Annotated in this window: 16 protein-coding genes; 1 reads left to right on the top strand and 15 read right to left on the bottom strand. The window is 40.1% G+C overall.

Annotated elements, in window-relative coordinates; translation table 11 throughout:
* Positions 1-7: 7 nt before the first annotated feature.
* From lolE to lolC, 3 genes are read right to left on the bottom strand one after another with little or no spacing between them, the layout of a single operon-like run.
* Positions 8-1,255: a lipoprotein-releasing ABC transporter permease subunit LolE gene (gene lolE / locus PSF31_RS16805; RefSeq protein WP_096863869.1), complete on the bottom strand. Its 1,248-nt coding sequence runs from the start codon at positions 1,253-1,255 to the stop codon at positions 8-10.
* Positions 1,255-1,956: a lipoprotein-releasing ABC transporter ATP-binding protein LolD gene (gene lolD / locus PSF31_RS16800; RefSeq protein ID WP_096863868.1), complete on the bottom strand. Its 702-nt coding sequence runs from the start codon at positions 1,954-1,956 to the stop codon at positions 1,255-1,257. Before lolD ends, lolE begins: the two co-directional genes overlap by 1 nt.
* Entirely contained in the window at positions 1,949-3,151 is a 1,203-nt protein-coding gene (lolC, locus tag PSF31_RS16795) for a lipoprotein-releasing ABC transporter permease subunit LolC (protein ID WP_004253308.1), read from the bottom strand. Before lolC ends, lolD begins: the two co-directional genes overlap by 8 nt.
* Before the next feature lie 276 nt (positions 3,152-3,427).
* Between lolC and mfd the strand changes: the two genes are divergently transcribed.
* Positions 3,428-6,871 carry a transcription-repair coupling factor gene (mfd, locus tag PSF31_RS16790; RefSeq protein WP_096863867.1) on the top strand — a complete coding sequence of 1,148 codons (3,444 nt, stop codon included), beginning with the start codon at positions 3,428-3,430 and terminating at the stop codon, positions 6,869-6,871.
* Positions 6,872-6,940: 69 nt separating this feature from the next.
* Here mfd and umoD read toward each other — a convergent pair whose 3' ends face one another.
* The 12 genes from umoD to tmk all read right to left on the bottom strand — a co-directional run bounded on the left by umoD (position 6,941) and on the right by tmk (position 20,003).
* Complete coding sequence (gene umoD, locus PSF31_RS16785; RefSeq protein ID WP_004253302.1) at positions 6,941-7,537, bottom strand: UmoD family flagellar biogenesis regulator; 597 nt, start codon at positions 7,535-7,537, stop codon at positions 6,941-6,943.
* A 589-nt stretch (positions 7,538-8,126) separates the two neighbouring features.
* Positions 8,127-9,431 carry an NAD(P)/FAD-dependent oxidoreductase gene (locus PSF31_RS16780; RefSeq protein WP_004253300.1) on the bottom strand — a complete coding sequence of 435 codons (1,305 nt, stop codon included), beginning with the start codon at positions 9,429-9,431 and terminating at the stop codon, positions 8,127-8,129.
* 412 nt (positions 9,432-9,843) lie between these two features.
* Positions 9,844-11,463 carry a bifunctional metallophosphatase/5'-nucleotidase gene (locus tag PSF31_RS16775; protein WP_096863866.1) on the bottom strand — a complete coding sequence of 540 codons (1,620 nt, stop codon included), beginning with the start codon at positions 11,461-11,463 and terminating at the stop codon, positions 9,844-9,846.
* A 35-nt stretch (positions 11,464-11,498) separates the two neighbouring features.
* Positions 11,499-12,851 (bottom strand): OprD family outer membrane porin, encoded by a 1,353-nt coding sequence (locus PSF31_RS16770; protein ID WP_004253295.1) that lies wholly within the window; start codon positions 12,849-12,851, stop codon positions 11,499-11,501.
* A gap of 1,374 nt (positions 12,852-14,225) precedes the next feature.
* Complete coding sequence (nagZ, locus tag PSF31_RS16765; RefSeq protein ID WP_094960434.1) at positions 14,226-15,245, bottom strand: beta-N-acetylhexosaminidase; 1,020 nt, start codon at positions 15,243-15,245, stop codon at positions 14,226-14,228.
* Between the two features lie 64 nt (positions 15,246-15,309).
* Positions 15,310-16,212: a phosphotransferase gene (locus PSF31_RS16760; RefSeq protein WP_272683213.1), complete on the bottom strand. Its 903-nt coding sequence runs from the start codon at positions 16,210-16,212 to the stop codon at positions 15,310-15,312.
* Complete coding sequence (gene lpoB, locus PSF31_RS16755) at positions 16,175-16,753, bottom strand: penicillin-binding protein activator LpoB (protein WP_004253278.1); 579 nt, start codon at positions 16,751-16,753, stop codon at positions 16,175-16,177. Before lpoB ends, PSF31_RS16760 begins: the two co-directional genes overlap by 38 nt.
* Before the next feature lie 2 nt (positions 16,754-16,755).
* On the bottom strand, positions 16,756-17,148 hold the full coding sequence (locus PSF31_RS16750; protein ID WP_004253275.1) for a YcfL family protein: 393 nt from the start codon (positions 17,146-17,148) through the stop codon (positions 16,756-16,758).
* Positions 17,149-17,161: 13 nt separating this feature from the next.
* Positions 17,162-17,512 (bottom strand): purine nucleoside phosphoramidase, encoded by a 351-nt coding sequence (gene hinT, locus PSF31_RS16745; protein WP_036957623.1) that lies wholly within the window; start codon positions 17,510-17,512, stop codon positions 17,162-17,164.
* Positions 17,513-17,552: 40 nt separating this feature from the next.
* Entirely contained in the window at positions 17,553-18,344 is a 792-nt protein-coding gene (locus PSF31_RS16740; RefSeq protein ID WP_004253269.1) for a metal-dependent hydrolase, read from the bottom strand.
* Positions 18,345-18,356: 12 nt separating this feature from the next.
* Positions 18,357-19,349, bottom strand: a complete 993-nt coding sequence (gene holB, locus PSF31_RS16735) for a DNA polymerase III subunit delta' (RefSeq protein WP_096863864.1) — start codon at positions 19,347-19,349, stop codon at positions 18,357-18,359.
* Positions 19,350-19,373: 24 nt separating this feature from the next.
* Positions 19,374-20,003, bottom strand: coding sequence for a dTMP kinase (gene tmk / locus PSF31_RS16730; protein WP_004253248.1), 630 nt, complete (start codon positions 20,001-20,003; stop codon positions 19,374-19,376).
* Positions 20,004-20,008 lie beyond the last annotated feature (5 nt).

The raw sequence follows: 20,008 nt of genomic DNA, 5'->3' as shown, positions 1-20,008 counted from the left end.
CTAATAGCTATTGCCCGCTAAGAATACGTGCAGGGTCTAATTTGCTTGCCCTACGAGCAGGATACCAACTAGCTAGTAAGCTCAATACAATGGTTGTAATTAAAACATAAACCACATCCATGACATGCAATTCAGAAGGTAAAAAGTCAATAAAATAAACATCACCCGATAAAATTGGATGGCCAACAATAGCCTCTACCACCTTAATCATGGGTGTTAGATTTAATGATATGACGACCCCAAGCACAACGCCAATCAATGAACCAACAAGGCCACCCAACAAGCCATACCATAAGAAAATAGCACGAATTTGCCTATCTTTTGCCCCTAAGGTACGCAATACAGCGATATCACTACTTTTATCTTTAACTGCCATAACAAGGGTAGAAACAATATTAAAACACGCAACGCCAATCACCAATATCATAGCTAAGTACATGATACTTCTAACCATTTGAATATCATTATACATATAGCCATAATCGCCTATCCAACTTTTTACAACGACATGATGCATTGTTTTCAAGCCTGCATCATAAACGACTTGATCGGCAATAAATGGGTCTGTTGCTTTGATTTCAAACCCTGTCACACCATCCCCATAGTCGAGATATTCCTGTGCATCTGCGAGAGGAACGAGTGCTAACTGGTGATCGAGCAAACCACTAAGTTTAAAAATACCCGTCACCTGTACACGAATACGCTTAGGCTGCTGAATTTTCAAGCTAGCATCGGTATTTGGGATCATGATTGTTACCCAGTCCCCAACCTTCACATTCAATGCATCCGCCACACCTTGGCCTAAAATAATTGATTGTTTGCCTGCATCAAAATGTTGCCAAGCATCATTGAGAATGAACTGAGGTAACGCACTGACTTGTGGCTGAGTTTCTCGTGAAACCCCCATGACTTGAATTGCTTTTAAATTTGCACCACGTTCAAGTAACCCCGTAAAATTGATGTAAGGGCTAACACCTTCTACACCGGGCGTTTTACGGATAACTTGCTCAGCAAACTCCAAATCTTTATACGGTGGCTTAACAGCAAAAATTTGCCCATGGGGAACAACAGATAACACACGGTTATTTAATTCGCGCTCAAAGCCATTCATTGCGCTTAAACCGATAATTAGCACCGCGACCCCAAGAACAATCCCCAACGTTGAAACTATCGAGACTAATGAAACCATCCCTGTTCGGCGTCGACCACGGCTGAAACGCAGCGCCGTGACTAGTGAAAGAGGCAATTTAGACATTACCGAGCCCCCAAGGTAATTTCCTGTTGCAAATGCCCATCTCGCATTTCCAATTGGCGGGATAACCGCCGAGCCAGAGTCATATCATGGGTGACGACTAAAAATGCGGTCCGCTGTGTTCGGTTTAATTCACCCAACAACTCAAAAATGGCATCTGCATTACGTAAATCAAGGTTACCTGTCGGCTCATCTGCCAAAACCAGTGCTGGCTCATTCACTAACGCCCTTGCAATAGCAACACGCTGGCGTTCTCCCCCTGATAATTCAGAAGGCCGATGCCCTGCTCGGTGTGCTAACCCAACTGCCTCTAACATTTCAGTTGCTTTAGAAAACGCAGTTTCTTTCGCAATCCCCCCAATTAATAAAGGCATTGCCACATTTTCAAGGGCAGTAAAATCCGGTAAAAGGTGATGAAATTGATAAATAAAACCGAGATCTTTATTACGAATAGCAGCACGCTCATCTGAGGTTAATTGATTTATATGCTGCCCACGAAAGATAACATTCCCTTCTGAAGGGGTATCTAAGCCACCCAATAAATGCAATAAGGTACTTTTACCTGAACCAGAACTTCCCACGATGGCCATCATTTCCCCACGCCCCATGGAAAAACTGACATTTTTCAACACTTGCGTCGACAATGTCCCTTCTTGATATGTTTTGCTTAATTTTTCACAGACCAGAAGTGGTTGTTTATTCATAACGTAAAGCCTCAGCAGGTTGAACCGCTGCTGCACGCCAAGAAGGATAAAGCGTTGCCAGCAGAGAAATCAGCATTGCACTTAGTGCAATAATTAAAATACCAGAGTAATCAAGCACAATAGGTAAAGAGACGCCTTTGGGTAATAAACCGATCAGCGGCATAATGACATTCAGTTGACTAGAAAGTATCGTGCCTAATATCGTGCCAATGAGTGAGCCAATCACCCCCGCTCCAGCGCCTTGGATCATAAATATCATTAAAATACGCCAACGTTTGAGACCTAGGGTTTTTAAAATAGCCACTTCGCCTTGCTTTTCCATCACTAACAGTGATAGCGAGGTAATAATATTAAATGCCGCCACTGCGATAATTAAGCTAAGCAATAAGCCCATCATATTTTTTTCCATGCGAACGGCTTGGAAAAACTCCCCTTTACGCTCCCGCCAGTCTTTCCATACTAAGCCATCTGGTAACGCTTGCTGACTTAGAACGTCAACTTGTAAAGGCTCATCTAAATATAAGCGCCACCCAGTAATGTGGCCTGCGGGATAACGAAGCATACGTGCGGCATCTTGTTGTGCCACGACCAGTTCACTCGTATCCGCTTCCCCATTTGTTTGGAAAATACCAGCCACAGTAAATAGGCGCTGGCTTGGAATGCGCCCCATCGGTGTTAACTGACTCACGCCTGGAATAATTAAGCGAACCTCATCACCACGTTTTACCCCGAGTGTTTCTGCAAGTTTATTCCCGAGAAAAACATTATAACTGCCTTCTTTGAGGTCATTGCGTTGCCCGACAACCAGTTTATCCAATAACAGCGAAGATTCTTCGGGGTCGATTCCCCCCATAACGCCCACGCCAACATTGGTTCGGCTTTGTAATACCACATCAGATTGCACAATAGGTGCGATCTGGCTGACACCCTTTAAATGTTGTAGATCGGATATTGGATATTTTGCTGGGTCTATATTTCCAGAGGCAGAGGTTAAAATTGCCTGCGGCATATAAGCAAGTATGCTATCTTGTAACGATCGCTCGAACCCATTCATCACTGAGGTGACGGTTATCAATGCCGCAACCCCTAGTGTGATACCAATAGCAGATAAACTGGATACGAAACGCCCAAATTTATCCGCAGCACGCCCACGTAAATAGCGTAGGCCTATAAATAATGAGACAGATTGGTGCATGAAATCTATGATGCCCCTGTTGCCAAAGCGAAGTGTTCAGCGATAATAAAGGGTACGATTGATGAATGGAACCACCCGATGGTTTTTTTTCTGCTTTAAGTGCCTTTTTGTCTGACTTTCAGACGAATTACGAGTTAAAACTGATTGTTTTGTTATAAATTTTGTAGTTTAACTATTTGTTGATTAACTTAACTATTTTTCGTACAAAAATTGGCTATGTTTGGGCTAACTCTTGTTTAACTGCTTACTAATCGCTGTGAGATACCGAAGATTTCTATGTTGTCAAAATTTCGTTATGAACTCCCTAGTCGTAGTGGCGATGTTCGCCATTTAGGTTGCCTTATCGGGGCGGCTGGTGCACTTGAATGTGGAGAAATAATACAACGTCACCAAGGGCCTGTGATCATCGTGACACGTGATATGCAAAATGCATTACGTTTAAGAGATGAAATTCAACAGTTTACACAACACCCTATAGAGACTCTTTCTGACTGGGAAACATTGCCATATGACAATTTCTCCCCCCATCAGGAAATTATTTCTCATCGTTTATCGACACTGTACCGTTTGCCCAGTTTGCAAAAAGGCGCATTAATTCTTCCCGTCAATACATTGATGCAAAAAGTCTGTCCTGCTGACTTTTTAACCAGTCATGCCTTAGTGATGGCAAAAGGTGACAAACTTTCCCGTGATAACTTACGTAATGAGCTCGATAACGCTGGCTACCGCCATGTAGAGCAAGTCTTAGAGCATGGTGAATATGCCACACGGGGCGCTTTACTCGATTTATTTCCCATGGGTAGCTCGTTGCCGTTTCGTATTGATTTCTTCGATGATGAAATTGATAGCTTGCGAACGTTTGACGTTGACTCACAAAGAACACTCGAAGAAGTAGAGCAAATCAATTTACTCCCAGCTCATGAATTCCCGACCGATAAAGACGCTATTGAACGTTTCCGCAGCCAATGGCGCGAGCGCTTTGAAGTTCGCCGTGATCCAGAGCATATTTACCAGCAAGTCAGTAAAAATACCTTACCGACGGGTATCGAGTATTGGCAGCCTTTATTCTTTGCTCAGCCACTGCCATCTTTATTTGAATATTTACCGCCATCAAGTTTAATTGTTTCTCAGAGCTTACAAGAAGCGGCTGAACGCTTTCAGGTTGATACTCAGCAGCGGTATGAAAGCCGTGGTGTTGACCCAATGCGCCCATTACTCCCCCCTTCTGAGCTATGGTTAACTGTTGAACAGCTTAATCAATCGTTAAAAAAATGGCCGCGTATTCAGTTATCCCTCGAATCTTTACCCAAAAAAGCGGCAAATACTAATTTAGATTACCTGCCATTACCGGATATCAGCACACAAGGGCAAAGCAAAACGCCGCTTGAAAAATTGCGTCAGTTTACTGAACAATTTGATGGAACCATCGTCTTTTCTGTGGAAAGTGAAGGCCGACGTGAGACCGTTACCGAGCTATTAGCCCGTTTAAAAATTCGCCCTGAAATTATTCAAAGCTATACTAGCCCTACTGACAGCAGATTTGCCATCACCATTGGTGCCGCTGAACACGGCTTTATTCAATCCGATATCCATAGGGCATTAATTTGCGAAAGTGACCTACTTGGGGAGCGTGTTGTTCGTCGCCGGGCAGATAACCGCCGCACCATTAATACTGACACCCTCATTCGCAACTTAGCTGAATTACGCCCTGGGCAACCTGTGGTACATATTGAGCATGGTGTAGGCCGTTACCAAGGTTTAATTACCTTAGAAGCGGGCGGTATTAAAGCCGAATATTTAATTTTAACCTATGCCGGTGATGATAAACTGTATGTTCCTGTTTCTTCACTCCATTTAATTAGTCGTTATGCAGGTGGTGCTGATGAAAATGCCCCATTGCATAAATTAGGTAGTGATAGCTGGGGTCGTGCACGCCAGAAAGCCGCAGAAAAAGTACGCGATGTTGCCGCAGAACTGCTTGATATTTATGCGCAACGAGCCGCTAAGGCTGGCTTTGCATTCAAGCATGATAAACAACAATACCAAGAATTTTGTCAAGGCTTTCCATTCGAAACGACGCCTGACCAAGAAGTCGCCATCAATGCTGTTCTCAGTGATATGTGCCAACCATTAGCAATGGACCGACTCGTGTGTGGTGATGTGGGCTTTGGTAAAACCGAAGTGGCAATGCGAGCCGCATTCCTTGCGATTAATAATAACAAACAAGTTGCCGTTTTAGTCCCCACGACACTACTTGCACAACAACACTATGATAATTTTAAAGATAGGTTTGCTAACTGGCCTGTCCGCATAGAAATGTTATCACGCTTTAAAACAGCGAAAGAGCAACAACAAATTATTACCCAGACCGCGGAAGGCAAAGTTGATATTCTAATTGGTACCCATAAGTTGCTACAAAGTGACTTAGTATGGAAAGATTTAGGTTTGCTCGTCGTCGATGAAGAGCACCGCTTTGGTGTCCGCCATAAAGAACGAATAAAGGCTATGCGTGCAGACGTTGATATCTTAACGCTGACCGCCACACCTATTCCTCGTACTCTTAACATGGCCATGAGTGGTATGCGTGACTTATCTATTATCGCCACACCACCAGCGCGCCGTTTGGCTGTAAAAACCTTTGTGCGCCAATATGATGACTTAGTTGTCCGTGAGGCAATTTTACGGGAAACCTTACGTGGCGGCCAAGTTTATTACCTTTACAATGATGTTGAAAATATTGAAAAGGCAAAGGCTCGCCTTGAAGAGTTAGTCCCTGAAGCACGTTTTGTTGTTGGGCATGGCCAAATGCGCGAGCGCGAGTTAGAACGCGTAATGACAGATTTCCATCATCAACGTTTTAATGTATTGATATGCACCACAATTATTGAAACTGGTATTGATATACCAACAGCGAATACCATTATCATTGAACGCGCGGATCATTTCGGATTAGCTCAACTCCATCAACTACGTGGACGAGTTGGTCGCTCTCACCATCAAGCATACGCTTACTTACTCACCCCGCATCCCAAAGCTATGACCACCGATGCACATAAACGCCTTGAAGCCATTTCATCATTGGAAGACTTAGGAGCTGGTTTTGCTTTAGCAACTCACGATTTAGAAATTCGTGGTGCGGGTGAATTACTTGGTGAAGACCAAAGTGGGCAAATGACCACGATTGGTTTTACCCTGTACATGGAGCTATTAGAAAGTGCTGTTGATGCGCTTAAAGAGGGGCGTGAGCCTTCATTAGAAGATTTGACTAGCCAACAAACAGAAGTTGAGTTGCGTATGCCTGTTCTGTTGCCAGACGACTATATTCACGACGTGAATATTCGTTTGTCTTTCTATAAACGAATAGCCAGTGCAAAAAACAGTCAGGAGCTTGACGAATTGCGTACAGAACTGATCGACCGCTTTGGTAGTTTACCTGACGCAGGTAAATTCCTATTAGCGAACGCAGCTATTCGATTACAAGCTCAAGCTCTTGGTATTAAACGTATTGAAGCTCATGAAAAAGGTGGCTTTATTGAGTTTGGTGATAAAAATAAAGTCGACCCAAGTTTCTTAATAAGCTTATTACAAAACCAGCCACAAACTTATCGGTTAGATGGCCCTGTTAGACTAAAATTTTTCCATGATTTAACAGAAAGAGTTTCTCGACTAGAGTTTATTAAACAATTACTCATTGGGTTTGAAGAGCATCAAATTAGCTAAGTTTGATGCTCTAAAATGATAAAAGGCTACTCTTGTAGCCTTTTATCTCTATAATATTTATAGAAAAAATTATTCCATAAAGCCAAATGTATTTTTATTCGGTTGCAGTTCTAAGACTGCTGATGAGTTTTTTGTGATTGGTAATTCATTTTGCTGTAAACAATAAAAGGGTAATAATTCTTTTATATCACTGCGCATGGTTTCACATACTGAATTGGATGAAGTGAGCACTAAACGCCCTTTATCATCTAAAGGAATAAACATTGATGGTTCATAGGATGTTCTGACTTTTCCAACTGTTTTACCAATTTGGTACACAACGTCATATCCAACAATCACTAATTCCATTTTTTGTGTGTTAACACAGGTTTGATTTTGCATATCAAATAGAGATGGAAAGCTTTTCCCTTGTAATGCTTCAATCATAAAAATCATTTTGCATTCGCTTTGCGCAGGGTGAAAACGAGAAAGGGATTGCTGATTAAAGGTGCCTAAAACCCCTGTTACTGTACAATTTTCGTACTCAACAAGGCGATTCGCTTTGATCGGCTCAACCGATAATACCGTAGCCAATTTAGTTTCCGGCTCTTGGCTGAATGAATTCACGAGCAATACAATAAGGAGCATCACTACAGTTGCTAATAACAACTTAAATTTTAGCTTCATCGTGTTAACCCTTATTAAAATATGCAGTGCCTATTGTAACCACTACTCAAAATAATTCGATAATTACCTACTAATAGTGTTGTTTTTTAGAATTATCTTAAATTATCATTAAAACATATGTTTATTATAACTGTTTTAGAAAAATAAACTTTACCATTAGTGCAACTTCACCTATTGATTACAATCAAAAATATTACTGTTTTAAATCAATAGGATAATAGAATAGCCTGTTATGGTTGGCTGTTATCGTTATATAAATGGATTTACATCTTAATTATTTAAAACTTAAGATAAGTTAATATTCGGATCATTTATTTTATATTAATTTCTAGGTTTAAGTTTCATTAAAATAAAATATATATTTATATAAGTAATAGTGACAATATAATCGATAATTAACCTATTAAATTTGATCTAAATAGTTTTTCTACGCAATATTTAACATAGATAAGCCTTGACAGATTTAGTTAATATATTTATTAACATTATTATTTATCATTATAAATAATAAAAAATAATGCACCTGTTATACGAATATACAGGTGCATAGTGCTAATAAAACCAAATTAAACAAGTAGCTAGTCGTTGACTAGTGCAATTTTAACTTTGGACGAATAATTCTGTTAATACTGCCAACAAGCATCATTAGCCCCGTTTTAATGTAACCGTGTAATGCGATTTGGTGCATACGGTATAAAGAAATATACACAAAACGAGCGATACGCCCTTCTACCATCATATCCCCACGCATTAAATTCCCCATCAAGCTGCCAACTGTACTAAAGCGAGACAGTGAAACTAATGAGCCATGGTCTTTATAAACATATTCTTTTAAAGGTTTATCTTTCATTAAAGCGACAATATTGTCATAACAAAGGCTGGCCATTTGGTGAGCTGATTGAGCCCTTGGTGGCACAAATCCCCCTTCAGGCTTAGCGCAAGAAGCGCAATCGCCAATGGCAAAAATCATATCGTCACGAGACGTTTGTAACGTCGGTTTTACCACCAATTGGTTGATACGATTTGTTTCTAACCCAGCGATATCTTTCATGAAATCAGGTGCTTTAATCCCTGCAGCCCAAACCATAAGATCCGCATGAATTTTACCATCTTCTTTCGTATTCAAACCATCTGCATCAGCACTGGTTACCATAGTTTTCGTCAATACATTCACGCCGAGTTTATTAAGTTCTTGATGTGCGGCACTTGAAATTCTCGGCGGTAAAGCCGGCAGGATACGTTCACCCGCTTCAACTAGTGTGACATTCAATGCATCTGTGTCTAGCCCTTTAAAGCCATAACTGGTCAGTTGCTCTACTGCGTTATAGAGTTCCGCTGATAACTCAACGCCCGTTGCACCGCCACCAACAATGGCAATATTAACGCTCTCCTCTGCGTTATCACGAACTGAGTAACGTAAAAACAGATTTAGCATTTCGTCGTGAAAACGGTGCGCTTGGTGTGGGTTATCTAAGAAAATGCAGTGTTCTTTAACACCTGGTGTACCAAAATCATTCGACGTACTTCCTAACGCCATCACTAAAATATCGTATTCTAGTTCACGCAAAGGGACCAATAATTCACCATGTTTGTCATAAAGTTCACCGAGAACCACTTTTTTATTTTCACGGTCAATATTCGTGAGTGAACCTAATTGGAAATTAAATGCATTATGGCGAGCATGGGCCAAATAGCTTATCGCATCGACCCCATCATCTAACGAACCTGTCGCCACTTCATGTAATAGTGGTTTCCATAAATGGCTTGGGTTGCGGTCAACCAAGGTAATTTGTGCGCGTTTTTTACGGCCTAACTTACGGCCTAAACGTGTTGCCAGTTCTAATCCACCAGCCCCACCGCCGACAACGATGATTTTGGGTTGAGATAAGGTCATAAATCCCTCGAAACAAAATATATTAATGTTATTTAAGGTTTCTCATAAAAAAACCTTATATAACAATAATTAGCCACAACTCACACTAACCCTATTAGAATATCATGACTGGTCTATTGGTAATACCAAATATTGATTCACATCAATTTAGTTGATTATTATGACTACGATCACATTCGTCAAATCATTTTTTTCCCCAAACGAATCGAGTCAGCTTTTTAGCCGTTATATCAATCAATTGTTTAAATTCACAAAATCATAATGATAATGAGAATTATTACTTTATCATTTTTTATTTAGTAAACACAATCAATCCCCCCTTCTCATCGTTACCCCATGCCGGAAATTAAGCACAAAAAAACTCTGAGGATGATAAACACTCTCAGAGTTTTTAATGGAATATTAAATTTTATTATTTAATTTTCTTGATACGCACATCCGTTGGAACGGAAACTGGTGAGTTATCTTTAAAGTACTGCATTAACGCTTCGTTATCTGGCAGGCTATAAACACGGTTTTTACCTTGGTTGAAGGCAGAGAAACGGCTACCACCCGTTGCTAAGAATTCATTCGCAGCAACACGATAGCTTTTATTCATGTCTAACGGCTTACCGTTTAATTTCATTGATTTTTGAATAACTTTATCACCTACTGGGCGGCTGTCATCCCACTCGTAGTAAAAACCTTTAGAAACTGGCATAACTTGTGGACGAGCACGATCCCACTGCTGCTCAAGCGCTTGTTTAATTTGTGCACCTGTTAGCGATTGCGTAACAACCACGTTAGAGAATGGCTGGACAGTGAAAATATCACCGTAAGTTAATTCCCCTGCTTTCATATCAGCACGAATACCGCCACTGTTCATAAACGCAATTTGCGCACCGCCCGCTTCTTTGCTGGAAGCTGCATATAATTGCCCATCAGCAATAATCTTACCTAGAGTTGAATCTCCTGCAGGCAATAATTTTTTATCCACATTTGCTGTTAAAGAGCCCATCACTTGTTGCGAAATAGGCAAGGCAATTTTTTCGTATTTTTGTACGAACGTGGTTAACTCAGGGTCTTTCTCATAACGGCTCGTTTCAACAGGGATATTCTTTGCATTGATACTAACAATATCTTTCGTATTTCTATCAATCTCAATATTCAATTGAGATAATAAAGTCCCGTTAGACTGGGCTGAAATTACTGTCATCCCATTGATTTCACAATTGTAAGCTTGGTGTGTATGACCGCTGACAACAAAGTCTACATTCGCATCTAATTGTTTAACGATATCAACGATTGGGCCTTTGATATTATCACAACGGTTAATATCTTTAACTTTGGTATCAACTTGTTGTGTTGCGCCTTCATGGATCAGAACACCGATACTGTTAATACCTTGTGCTTTTAATAATTTCACTTGGTTATTAATAGTTTCGACTTCATTTTTGAATTCTAACCCTGCGGTTCCACTTGGTGTCACGATAGCTGGCGTACCTTCTAACGTTAAACCAATAAATGCCATTGGAATGCCATCAAACTCTTTAATAAAGTAAGATGGGAACAGAGTTTCTCCTGTTTCTTTCACAATAACGTTGGCCGCTAAGTAGTTAAAATTAGCACCATCAAAGGAATCTTTACCCACACAACCTGCTGTTGGGTGACAGCCGCCGTTTTGTTTTCTCAGCAGCTCTTCTTTACCTTTATCAAACTCATGGTTACCAACTGCACTGGTTTCCATACCAATCGCACTTAAGGCTTCAATGGTAGGTTCATCATAAAACATCGATGACAGTAATGGGCTTGCCCCGACTAAATCACCCGCGCCAACAACGATAGTTTTATCATTTTGCGCTCTTAATTGATTAACCAGCGTGGCAATTGACTCAATACCACCTAATTTACCATCACCTGGGGCTTGTAAAGCCCCATGGAAATCATTAATACCAATGACTTGTACTTTTACGGTATCTGTATTTTTGGGAGCACAACCCGCTAAAAGTGCACCAGAAATGAGCAGTGTGAGTAATCCAATTTTATGTTTCATTTATTTTACCTTTTTTAATCCTTTTCAACTATCGACTACATTTTGAAACGATAAGTCGTTGTCATTGATCCAGATAACGAGTGTGCACGACGTGAGTGACCATCATATAATTTTGGCGTCGTGTAGTCGTTCTCCTGACGGTGGTGCCAGCCCAGACCGCCACTTAAAGAAACAGAAAGGTTTTCAGTTGGTTTCCAATAGCTGAATAGACCAAATTGACCTTGTTTTAATCTTTCACCTTCATATTTAAATTCTGAATAGTTAGTACGCGCACCAACAGAGAGTTCTTTACTAATACGATACTCTGCTGCCATTGCAACCATGGTTTCACCATCGCGTACGTAGTCGATATCTGCATAGGCTGGTGAGTTAAAACGGCCACGAGTGTTACCAATTGGGTTACGCGCAAACTGGCCTACGCCATTCGCTTTTTTCGCTTGGGTATGAGTTAAACCTGTGCTTAACGTCCAAGGTGACTCAGGAATACGCCATTCTGCCGTTCCTGCGTAGTGCCATGCACGTTTGTCAAAATTACGCTTCCCTTTTTGTTTATCGGTTTCAGTACGTTTACCATCACTACCATATTCATGGTTATAGATTTGTGTACCTAGTGTCACATCTGAAGTCAGTTTATATTTTGCTTCTAAACCTTGTTGACGGAACAAATCATCTGCTTGACCATAGAAATAGTATACTTTCAATGGTTTAGTATTGTAGTTAATACCACCTGTAATGACATGATTAACATTGTGTCGAACACCATTAGCATCAGTGAAATACATCGCATCAATATTTGGGCTATCGCGACGCATGACTTTCTTATCGAGATATAATAAATCCAAACTCCAATCACTGATCGCAGTATTAGTGTAGTAACCGCTATAACTGTTCAATGATAAACGCTGTGAATTCGTGAAAATACCCGTATTTTTCAGCGTAAACCAACCTGCTTTCGCATTAAATTTTACTGGCTCAAGGTCCAGTTTTACTTTTGCATAACGTTGACCAATTTTGTTGTACCCTTTCGCATGGCCATCATCATTATATAAAATTGCACGGGAGGCGAAGTCTTTACTTGCCCCCAGTTTGATACCGCCGTAATAAGAGGCATCAAAGCCAATTACATCAGCAAAATAACCTGATTTGAAATCTGCTTGAAAGTTTTGTCCCCAAGCATTCGCAACTTGTTTTCGATAACGGTTTTCGTTTTTATCAAAACGGTTTTCTGTTTTTAAGTATTTCCACATGTTGCGGGTTGACAGCTCTAGCTCCGAATCCGCAATGAATGAGTTTTCCTTGATAGAATCTTCCCAGTTGCTGGCATTTGCCATTGCTACCGCTAAATAGCAAGGAGAAAGCATTAATAACGCAATATTTTTAACTTTCATTGGAATTAACCTAGTTAATGATTATTTGAATTAATTTTATGCTGTGCCATGTTTCCATGAACAACAAAACACCATTTTTATTTTTAGCTTAATAAAACAATTTAACTTAAAGACAAACAGATACATCCATTTCAAACACATAAGTCATTTTAAATATAAAATTCAATACAGTATTTTCCTGTATTTGTGTTTACTTATTACTATGAATAGAAATATTCCTTATAAGAATTCAAAAATACATTATTGATTCGATAGCGCCATTTACTCATATTTGGTGTTTGTCTAGCTTAAACCTCACACTACGGCACTGTATTTATCGACACTGTATTATTTATTAAGAAAAAAATTGCACTTTATTTCCTATATAATTTTTTAGAGCAAAAAATATCCCTGAGAAATAATCATCTCAAATAAATTTGAATATTTAACTTAAAATGCAACTATTAAATTGCTATTTTTTTAATTGATTACTTATCACTCTAAATTGTCATAAATCTTTCATAATACGAATGCTATCGTAATTTTATGTCAATTAAAACGATCGCTGTCACAACACGCCACATCCGTTGCAATAAGCTACTTTTTAATAGTGATGTATATCACATTTTATCTTAAGGTAAATTTAAGATGTAACTCATTATTTTTAATAGAATTTCATCGGTAATTCATTTAGTTGTTAACTCATCCACTTAAATAGGTATTTGTAATAGCTTTATACATATAGGCTATATGTATAAAATTTCACCCAATAGAAACCTTCACATGAATGCGTATTATTTGTTGCTGTATATTTACTCATGATCGTTCTATATCCCCCCTTATAAGAGAAAGTATTATTCCCTGTAGGCAAATTTAAATTAAGTAACACTTGAGCAAATGATAGGCACCAATAGTTATTAAGCACTGATTAAATCATTCTATTTTTCATTTATTTAAAATCATCTTAACTTTTTTAGATGATTGCTTTCATTATTAAAATTAACATAGCTATACCCAGCACTCTAACCATATAAAAACCCAGACTTAATGCAAATGTATGGTTATTTATTTCAATTAAACTCAAAATATAATTACCAAAAAATTAAATAATCAAAATTTCTATTTTATTTTTTCAAAAATGAAACATAACACTAATGAGATTAATAAAAACCTTCTAATTATTTTTAATAGTGAAATAAGTATTAGTTCATTTTTATCAAATATAGTCGAAAAGAACATTGAGATTAACTGTAAAAAAACAAGAAAGTTACGGGTAACTTTTACCACAAGTCATAATTTTATTATTTTATTCATGCAAAGCAATTTGTCTTTTTTGCGTACTTATGCAAAAAAGCCAGTAATAAATTACTGGCCTTTCAGATGTACTAGAAATTATTAGCGATGTTCTTGCCAGCGCTCATGCAAATCAACGAGTTGACGATGGCTATTTTTCCAACGCTCAACTGCTTGCAACTCTGTTAAACTATATTGTCGGCCGCTATGATATAGCTTAGAAGCTTGGCTATCATATTGTTTCGGTAAGTTATCTAAGACGCTGACTGCACCTTCACGATTATTACAGACTAAAATCATGTCGCATCCCGCATTCAACGATGCCTGGGCTCTCTCAGGATAACTTCCCATCACCGCAGCGCCTTCCATCGATAAATCATCAGAGAAAATGACACCATGAAAACCAAGTTGCTCTCGCAATACTGATTTTAGCCAAAATGGTGAACCGCTCGCAGGACGATCATCAGCTTGAGTATAAATAACATGAGCAGGCATCACTGCATCGAGTAGCTCTCGTTGTATAAAGTCTTTAAAAATCAACATATCTTTACCACGAATTTTCTCCAAGGAGCGGTCATCCCGTGGTGTTTCTTTATGTGAGTCAGCTTTCACTGCACCATGACCAGGAAAGTGTTTCCCTGTCGTTTTCATACCCGCACTGCGCATACCTTTAATAAAACGTTCTGCCATGACCATCGCAATTTCTGGGTCTTCGTGGAATGAGCGTTCGCCTATCGCAATACTTTGATGGCCAAGATCCAAAACAGGTGCAAAACTAATATCAATATCCATGGCTATCATCTCTGATGCCATTAACCAACCCGCCTCTTCAGCGAGTTTAGCACCATCGATTTCACTATTGAGTGCTGCAAATGCCTGAGCAGAAGGCAATGCGGTGAAACCATCACGGAAACGTTGTACTCGACCACCTTCTTGGTCAACAGCTATCAACAACCGGTGTCTTGATGCATCACGAATTTGGCGGACAAGCTCTCGTAATTGTGCTGCGTCATGAAAGTTACGGGTAAACAGTATTAACCCCCCCACGGATGGGTGAGCTAATATTTCGCGCTCTTCGTTGTCCAATTCATAACCCTGAACATCTAGCATTATAGGGCCCATAACATGCCTCACTTATTAAACTAATTGTCTTAATCCGATACTGTTTTCTGATAGCCTTTGGCTATCAACCTATTAAACCAAAATATTGCCGTAATAATTGTGAGTGTACCAAAAAGTCAGTTGACTGGCTTTCATTCCACTGCACTTCATACCACATTAATGTCATATATTTTACCCAAGGTGCCCATGATTGACAGCTTTTCGCCAATTGCTGTTTGTCTCGATAAGCACCGTGAACATCACAATATTGCCTCAAGAAAAAATCTCGCTGAATGTCTGTCAGACCATTAAATTGGAAATAGGTTTCTAAAGAGAATGCGATATCTGTATTTGCCGCATACTCCCAATCCAATAGCATTAGCTGCCCTGTTGATGTGCGAACAATATTTTTTGTATGAATATCCATATGGGCAGGCGCCAGTTTCAGCATTTTGGGAAAAGCGTCAGAGGTAAAATGGCAATGGAGTTTTTTCCAGCGAGGTGATAACCGTTTTTTATCAATTAAATAGCCGTAATGAGATATTTCATTGCGGAGTTGTAAATGATACCCCAGCAGTGGAGCACAATGTAATTGTGTGACTATATTTACAAGCTCGCACTGAAAACTAGGTAACAAAAAAGTATTGTTATCAGGGTGTTGCCCTTCACACCACCCTAATAATAACCATTGTGAATTCCGACCAATCACTTGAGGTGTAAATGAATAAGCGCGTAATTGCTGCAATATCCGCGCTTCTTTCTTTCGGTCAACATACAAAGCAGTTTGTGCATTTCCATCTGCACGTGCTATCAGCTTCACTTCGCGAGCAGGTAGAAAACATTCCAGTAAATAACTTCCACCTGACAACCCTGTTAGTGAGGATATTTTCCAATCACGTACAGAGATTGTAGGAAAATGTGTCACTAACAGTCGAAAAAGTGACTGCTGGTTACTCAATATTGTGCTTTCCAGTCCAAACAATTTCACCTGTTTGCACATCCATCAATTGCATTTCAAGGCTTCTTTCTTTATTTGAACCTGACATCACGCTGTAAATCACATACTCCGCTTGGACATAGCGGCCTAACCCTATCGCTTTGCTACGGGTGACTAAGCTGTCTTCTTGTGATAAACCGAGTGTTTTACGTGCGGAACTCACCACACTGGCGGGAACCACTTTAAAACGATTGGTGTTCTCAACCGCGGTTGTCATAACTGATGTTACAGTTTGCACCGGTATTGAACCATTCGTGTTATTTTTCACTGAATCAACTAACAGTACTTTGCCGTTTTCGACCCCATCCGCACTGGCCATTTGATTAACTAAAGGTGTAATGGAAGCGGACCAATCTGTTGTTTGTTGCTTTGGTGGAGTTGGAACAACATCAACGGGTGGCGGAGTCACTTCTGGTTGTTTTTCCGGCTCTACTGGCACAATTGGGGGTTGTGTACCTGGTTGTTGAGGTGGATATGAAGGGCACCCAGCCAAAATTAATGTCGCGGCAGCAACCATTAAGATGCGTTTCATTATTATTCTCCGGCCTTTGACGATAAAAATACATGAACACGTACATTTGTTGCACGTGGAGAAGAAGTCACAGCACGAACTTTCACATCAGAATTTGCTGCGATTTGCTGATACAAGGTATTCGATGTTTCTACGTTTAATCCTTGCTTATCATACCAGTATAAACGATAAGCAATATTCACCACTTTAGGCTGTGAATTACTCATGTTAATAGTAGCGATAGTTTGATGATTTTCACTACCTATCACTGGGTTTTCGACAATGACCCCTTGTGCAAGTACTGCGGGCTCCATAATGATGCGCTGTTGCTCATTAAAAACCAGCCCTTGTGTTTTCTTAAATATGCAACCACTTAGCAACACAGTTACCAAAGCAAGTAATGCAATACGGTTCATTGCCGATCCCTTATTATTTCGCCAATAGCGGCCCTAATGGGCGACCACCCACTAGATGCATGTGGATATGAAACACTTCTTGCCCTGAATGTTCATTGCAGTTCATGATTAAACGGTAGCCATTTTCTGCAATACCTTCTTCTTTGGCTATTTTCGCTGCAACAGTAAACAAACGACCTAATGCAAGTTCGTCATCCACAGTAACATCATTGACAGTTGGAATTAATTTATTAGGAATAATAAGAATATGAGAAGGTGCTTGTGGCGAAATGTCACGAAATGCGGTGACAAGTTCATCTTGGTAAACCACGTCTGCAGGGATCTCGCGACGGATAATTTTACTGAAAATCGTTTCTTCTGCCATTTCAATTTCCTTAGTCATTTAATCGTTCTAGTGAACTAATTTATACGTTATTTGTGCCAACATTTAAATGAAACAAACGATTGAAGTTTTGTGTCGTGATTTCAGCGAGTTGCTCAACACTAACCCCCTTTAGCACCGCCATATACTCAATAACATCCCGGACGTACGCGGGTTGGTTTTCCCTGCCACGATGAGGAACAGGAGCCAAATATGGCGAGTCAGTTTCGACTAAAATTCGGTCTAAAGGAACAACACGGGCGGCTTCTCTAATTTGCTCTGCGTTACGAAATGTGACGATCCCTGAAAATGAGATATACATACCTAAATCGAGTAGTTCAACAGCCGTATCTTTATCTTCAGTAAAGCAGTGTAATACCCCGCCACAGTCCATCACATTTTCTTCGCGTAGAATAGATAAGGTGTCTTCTCGTGCCGCACGAGTATGCACAATGACGGGTTTATTGACTTCACGACCTATGCGAATGTGCTGACGAAAAGACTCTTGCTGCAACGCGGCATTCTCTTGCTGATAATAGTAATCCAGCCCAGTTTCTCCTAGCGCAACGACCTCATTTCCTGCGGCTAATTGTGCTAGTCGTGCGAAATCATATCCTTCGTCTAAATTGAGAGGATGAATACCACATGAAAAAGCAATATTGTCACGCATACCAATCATTTTTTTCATGCTTTCAAAACCGTGCAACGTTGTAGCAACAGCTAACATGAAGCGGACATCACGGGCCGAAGCCTTTGCGATAACATCGTCGACATTCGTATGTAATTTTTCATAATCTAAACAGTCGAGATGACAGTGTGAATCAACAACAAACATATTTAACTCTTTTTAAAATGTAGGGAGAGACAACGAAGCTTCCCATTGTAATAATTGATTTGTCAGAATCAGTTCCTGATTCAGTGCAGGAACTGTCAGTAATTGATGGCGGCAATATAACCACTTATCATACATATTTATTAACTGTGTTCGATTCATAGCACCAGCTAATTGCAGAACTTGAGATTGCTGATCTTGGTTGATGCAAAAAACCCCAGCCCCTTGTTGAATTTTAATAGCATCCGCCAATAAGCTAAGTAGCCAATTTAAGGCATTAGGCGCCTCATCAATATTCAAACTAGGCAGCAAACTCAACATATCCCCCGTTTGCAATGCATGACCTAAACTATGGCATAGTGCATTACGTTTTTGCCAGCGTTGTTCATCCAATAAGGCTAGCGCAGAAAGTGGCGCACCTTGGCATATTTTTAATGCCGTTATCGCATTTTCAACAGCAATACCCGGCTTTTGCTTTTGCAACCAGTAGAGTGCTATTTGTGGATCGGGAGCAGGTAAGAAATGACTCAGGCAACGGCTGCGAATGGTCGCAAGCAAATTCTCTTGTTTATCACTTCCAAGTAAAAAGTAAGTATCCTTTGCTGGCTCTTCCAATGTTTTCAATAACGCATTAGCTGCTGCATCTGTCAATGCTTCAACCTGTGGAATATACACCACTTTGTTGCCGCCTTGTTGAGCATGGCGACTCAAGGTTTCAATTAATTTTCTAACCGCATCAACACTAACAGTAGACTTCCCTTTTTCTACTTCAATAATATGATAGTCAGGATGATTACCCGCGAGCATCAAACGACAGCTATGGCATTGCCCACAGCTTTTTAGCCCGTCTCTTTCTTGGCAAATAAGCCAACGACTAATTCCATAGCATAGTGCTTGTGCCCCATTTCCCGGTATTGAGTGAAGCAGTAACGCGTGGTGGCCTCGACCGCTTTGGTACGCAGTAATGATTTGTCGGTAAGGTTCATTTAACCAAGGATACCAATTCATGGGATTAATACCTTATGTGGTTTATCAAGCACGCGCTAACCACTGTGTCAGCGTTTGGCGAATATCTTGCTGTACTTGCTCAATATTTTGGCTTGCATCAATAGTGAGTATCGTTTCATCACCCGCGGCCAGCTCAAGATAACGGCTGCGTGTTCTTTCGAAAAAGGCTAACGATTCTTTTTCAATTCTATCTAACTCACCCCGTGACCTTGCACGTTGTAAACCTAATTCAGGAGGTAAATCAAGGTATAAGGTTAATGAAGGTTTGAAATCGCCCAACACTAAGTCACGTAATGATTGCATCAAATGACGATCAATTTCACGCCCCCCCCCCTGATAAGCTTGGGAAGATAAATCATGACGGTCACCGACCACCCATTTGCCGGCCGCTAATGCAGGTTGGATCACCGTATCAACCAGTTGTACACGGGCTGCATATAACATCAGCAATTCAGCCTTATCCGTGACTTTATCACCTGCAATACCTTGCTTTATCAGCTCACGGAGTTTCTCTGCCAATGGCGTTCCACCAGGCTCGCGGGTAAAAACAATATCTGTGATCCCTGCTTGGTTCAACGTTTCCACAACCGTATTGATTGCAGTTGTTTTACCAGCGCCTTCGAGTCCTTCAATAACAATAAATTGGTTTTTCATTTTTA

The organism is Providencia sp. PROV156 (genome assembly GCF_028480905.1).
GTDB lineage: Bacteria > Pseudomonadota > Gammaproteobacteria > Enterobacterales > Enterobacteriaceae > Providencia > Providencia hangzhouensis.
Note: the sequence above shows the minus strand (reverse complement) of the source record. Positions and strands in the feature narration are given on the sequence as shown.

Coding starts and splice junctions, on each gene's coding strand:
- lolE (WP_096863869.1), bottom strand. CDS start 1,255: ATGTCTAAATTGCCTCTTTCACTAGTCACGGCGCTGCGTTTCAGCCGT.
- lolD (WP_096863868.1), bottom strand. CDS start 1,956: ATGAATAAACAACCACTTCTGGTCTGTGAAAAATTAAGCAAAACATAT.
- lolC (WP_004253308.1), bottom strand. CDS start 3,151: ATGCACCAATCTGTCTCATTATTTATAGGCCTACGCTATTTACGTGGG.
- mfd (WP_096863867.1), top strand. CDS start 3,428: ATGTTGTCAAAATTTCGTTATGAACTCCCTAGTCGTAGTGGCGATGTT.
- umoD (WP_004253302.1), bottom strand. CDS start 7,537: ATGAAGCTAAAATTTAAGTTGTTATTAGCAACTGTAGTGATGCTCCTT.
- PSF31_RS16780 (WP_004253300.1), bottom strand. CDS start 9,431: ATGACCTTATCTCAACCCAAAATCATCGTTGTCGGCGGTGGGGCTGGT.
- PSF31_RS16775 (WP_096863866.1), bottom strand. CDS start 11,463: ATGAAACATAAAATTGGATTACTCACACTGCTCATTTCTGGTGCACTT.
- PSF31_RS16770 (WP_004253295.1), bottom strand. CDS start 12,851: ATGAAAGTTAAAAATATTGCGTTATTAATGCTTTCTCCTTGCTATTTA.
- nagZ (WP_094960434.1), bottom strand. CDS start 15,245: ATGGGCCCTATAATGCTAGATGTTCAGGGTTATGAATTGGACAACGAA.
- lpoB (WP_004253278.1), bottom strand. CDS start 16,753: ATGAAACGCATCTTAATGGTTGCTGCCGCGACATTAATTTTGGCTGGG.
- PSF31_RS16750 (WP_004253275.1), bottom strand. CDS start 17,148: ATGAACCGTATTGCATTACTTGCTTTGGTAACTGTGTTGCTAAGTGGT.
- hinT (WP_036957623.1), bottom strand. CDS start 17,512: ATGGCAGAAGAAACGATTTTCAGTAAAATTATCCGTCGCGAGATCCCT.
- PSF31_RS16740 (WP_004253269.1), bottom strand. CDS start 18,344: ATGTTTGTTGTTGATTCACACTGTCATCTCGACTGTTTAGATTATGAA.
- holB (WP_096863864.1), bottom strand. CDS start 19,349: ATGAATTGGTATCCTTGGTTAAATGAACCTTACCGACAAATCATTACT.
- tmk (WP_004253248.1), bottom strand. CDS start 20,003: ATGAAAAACCAATTTATTGTTATTGAAGGACTCGAAGGCGCTGGTAAA.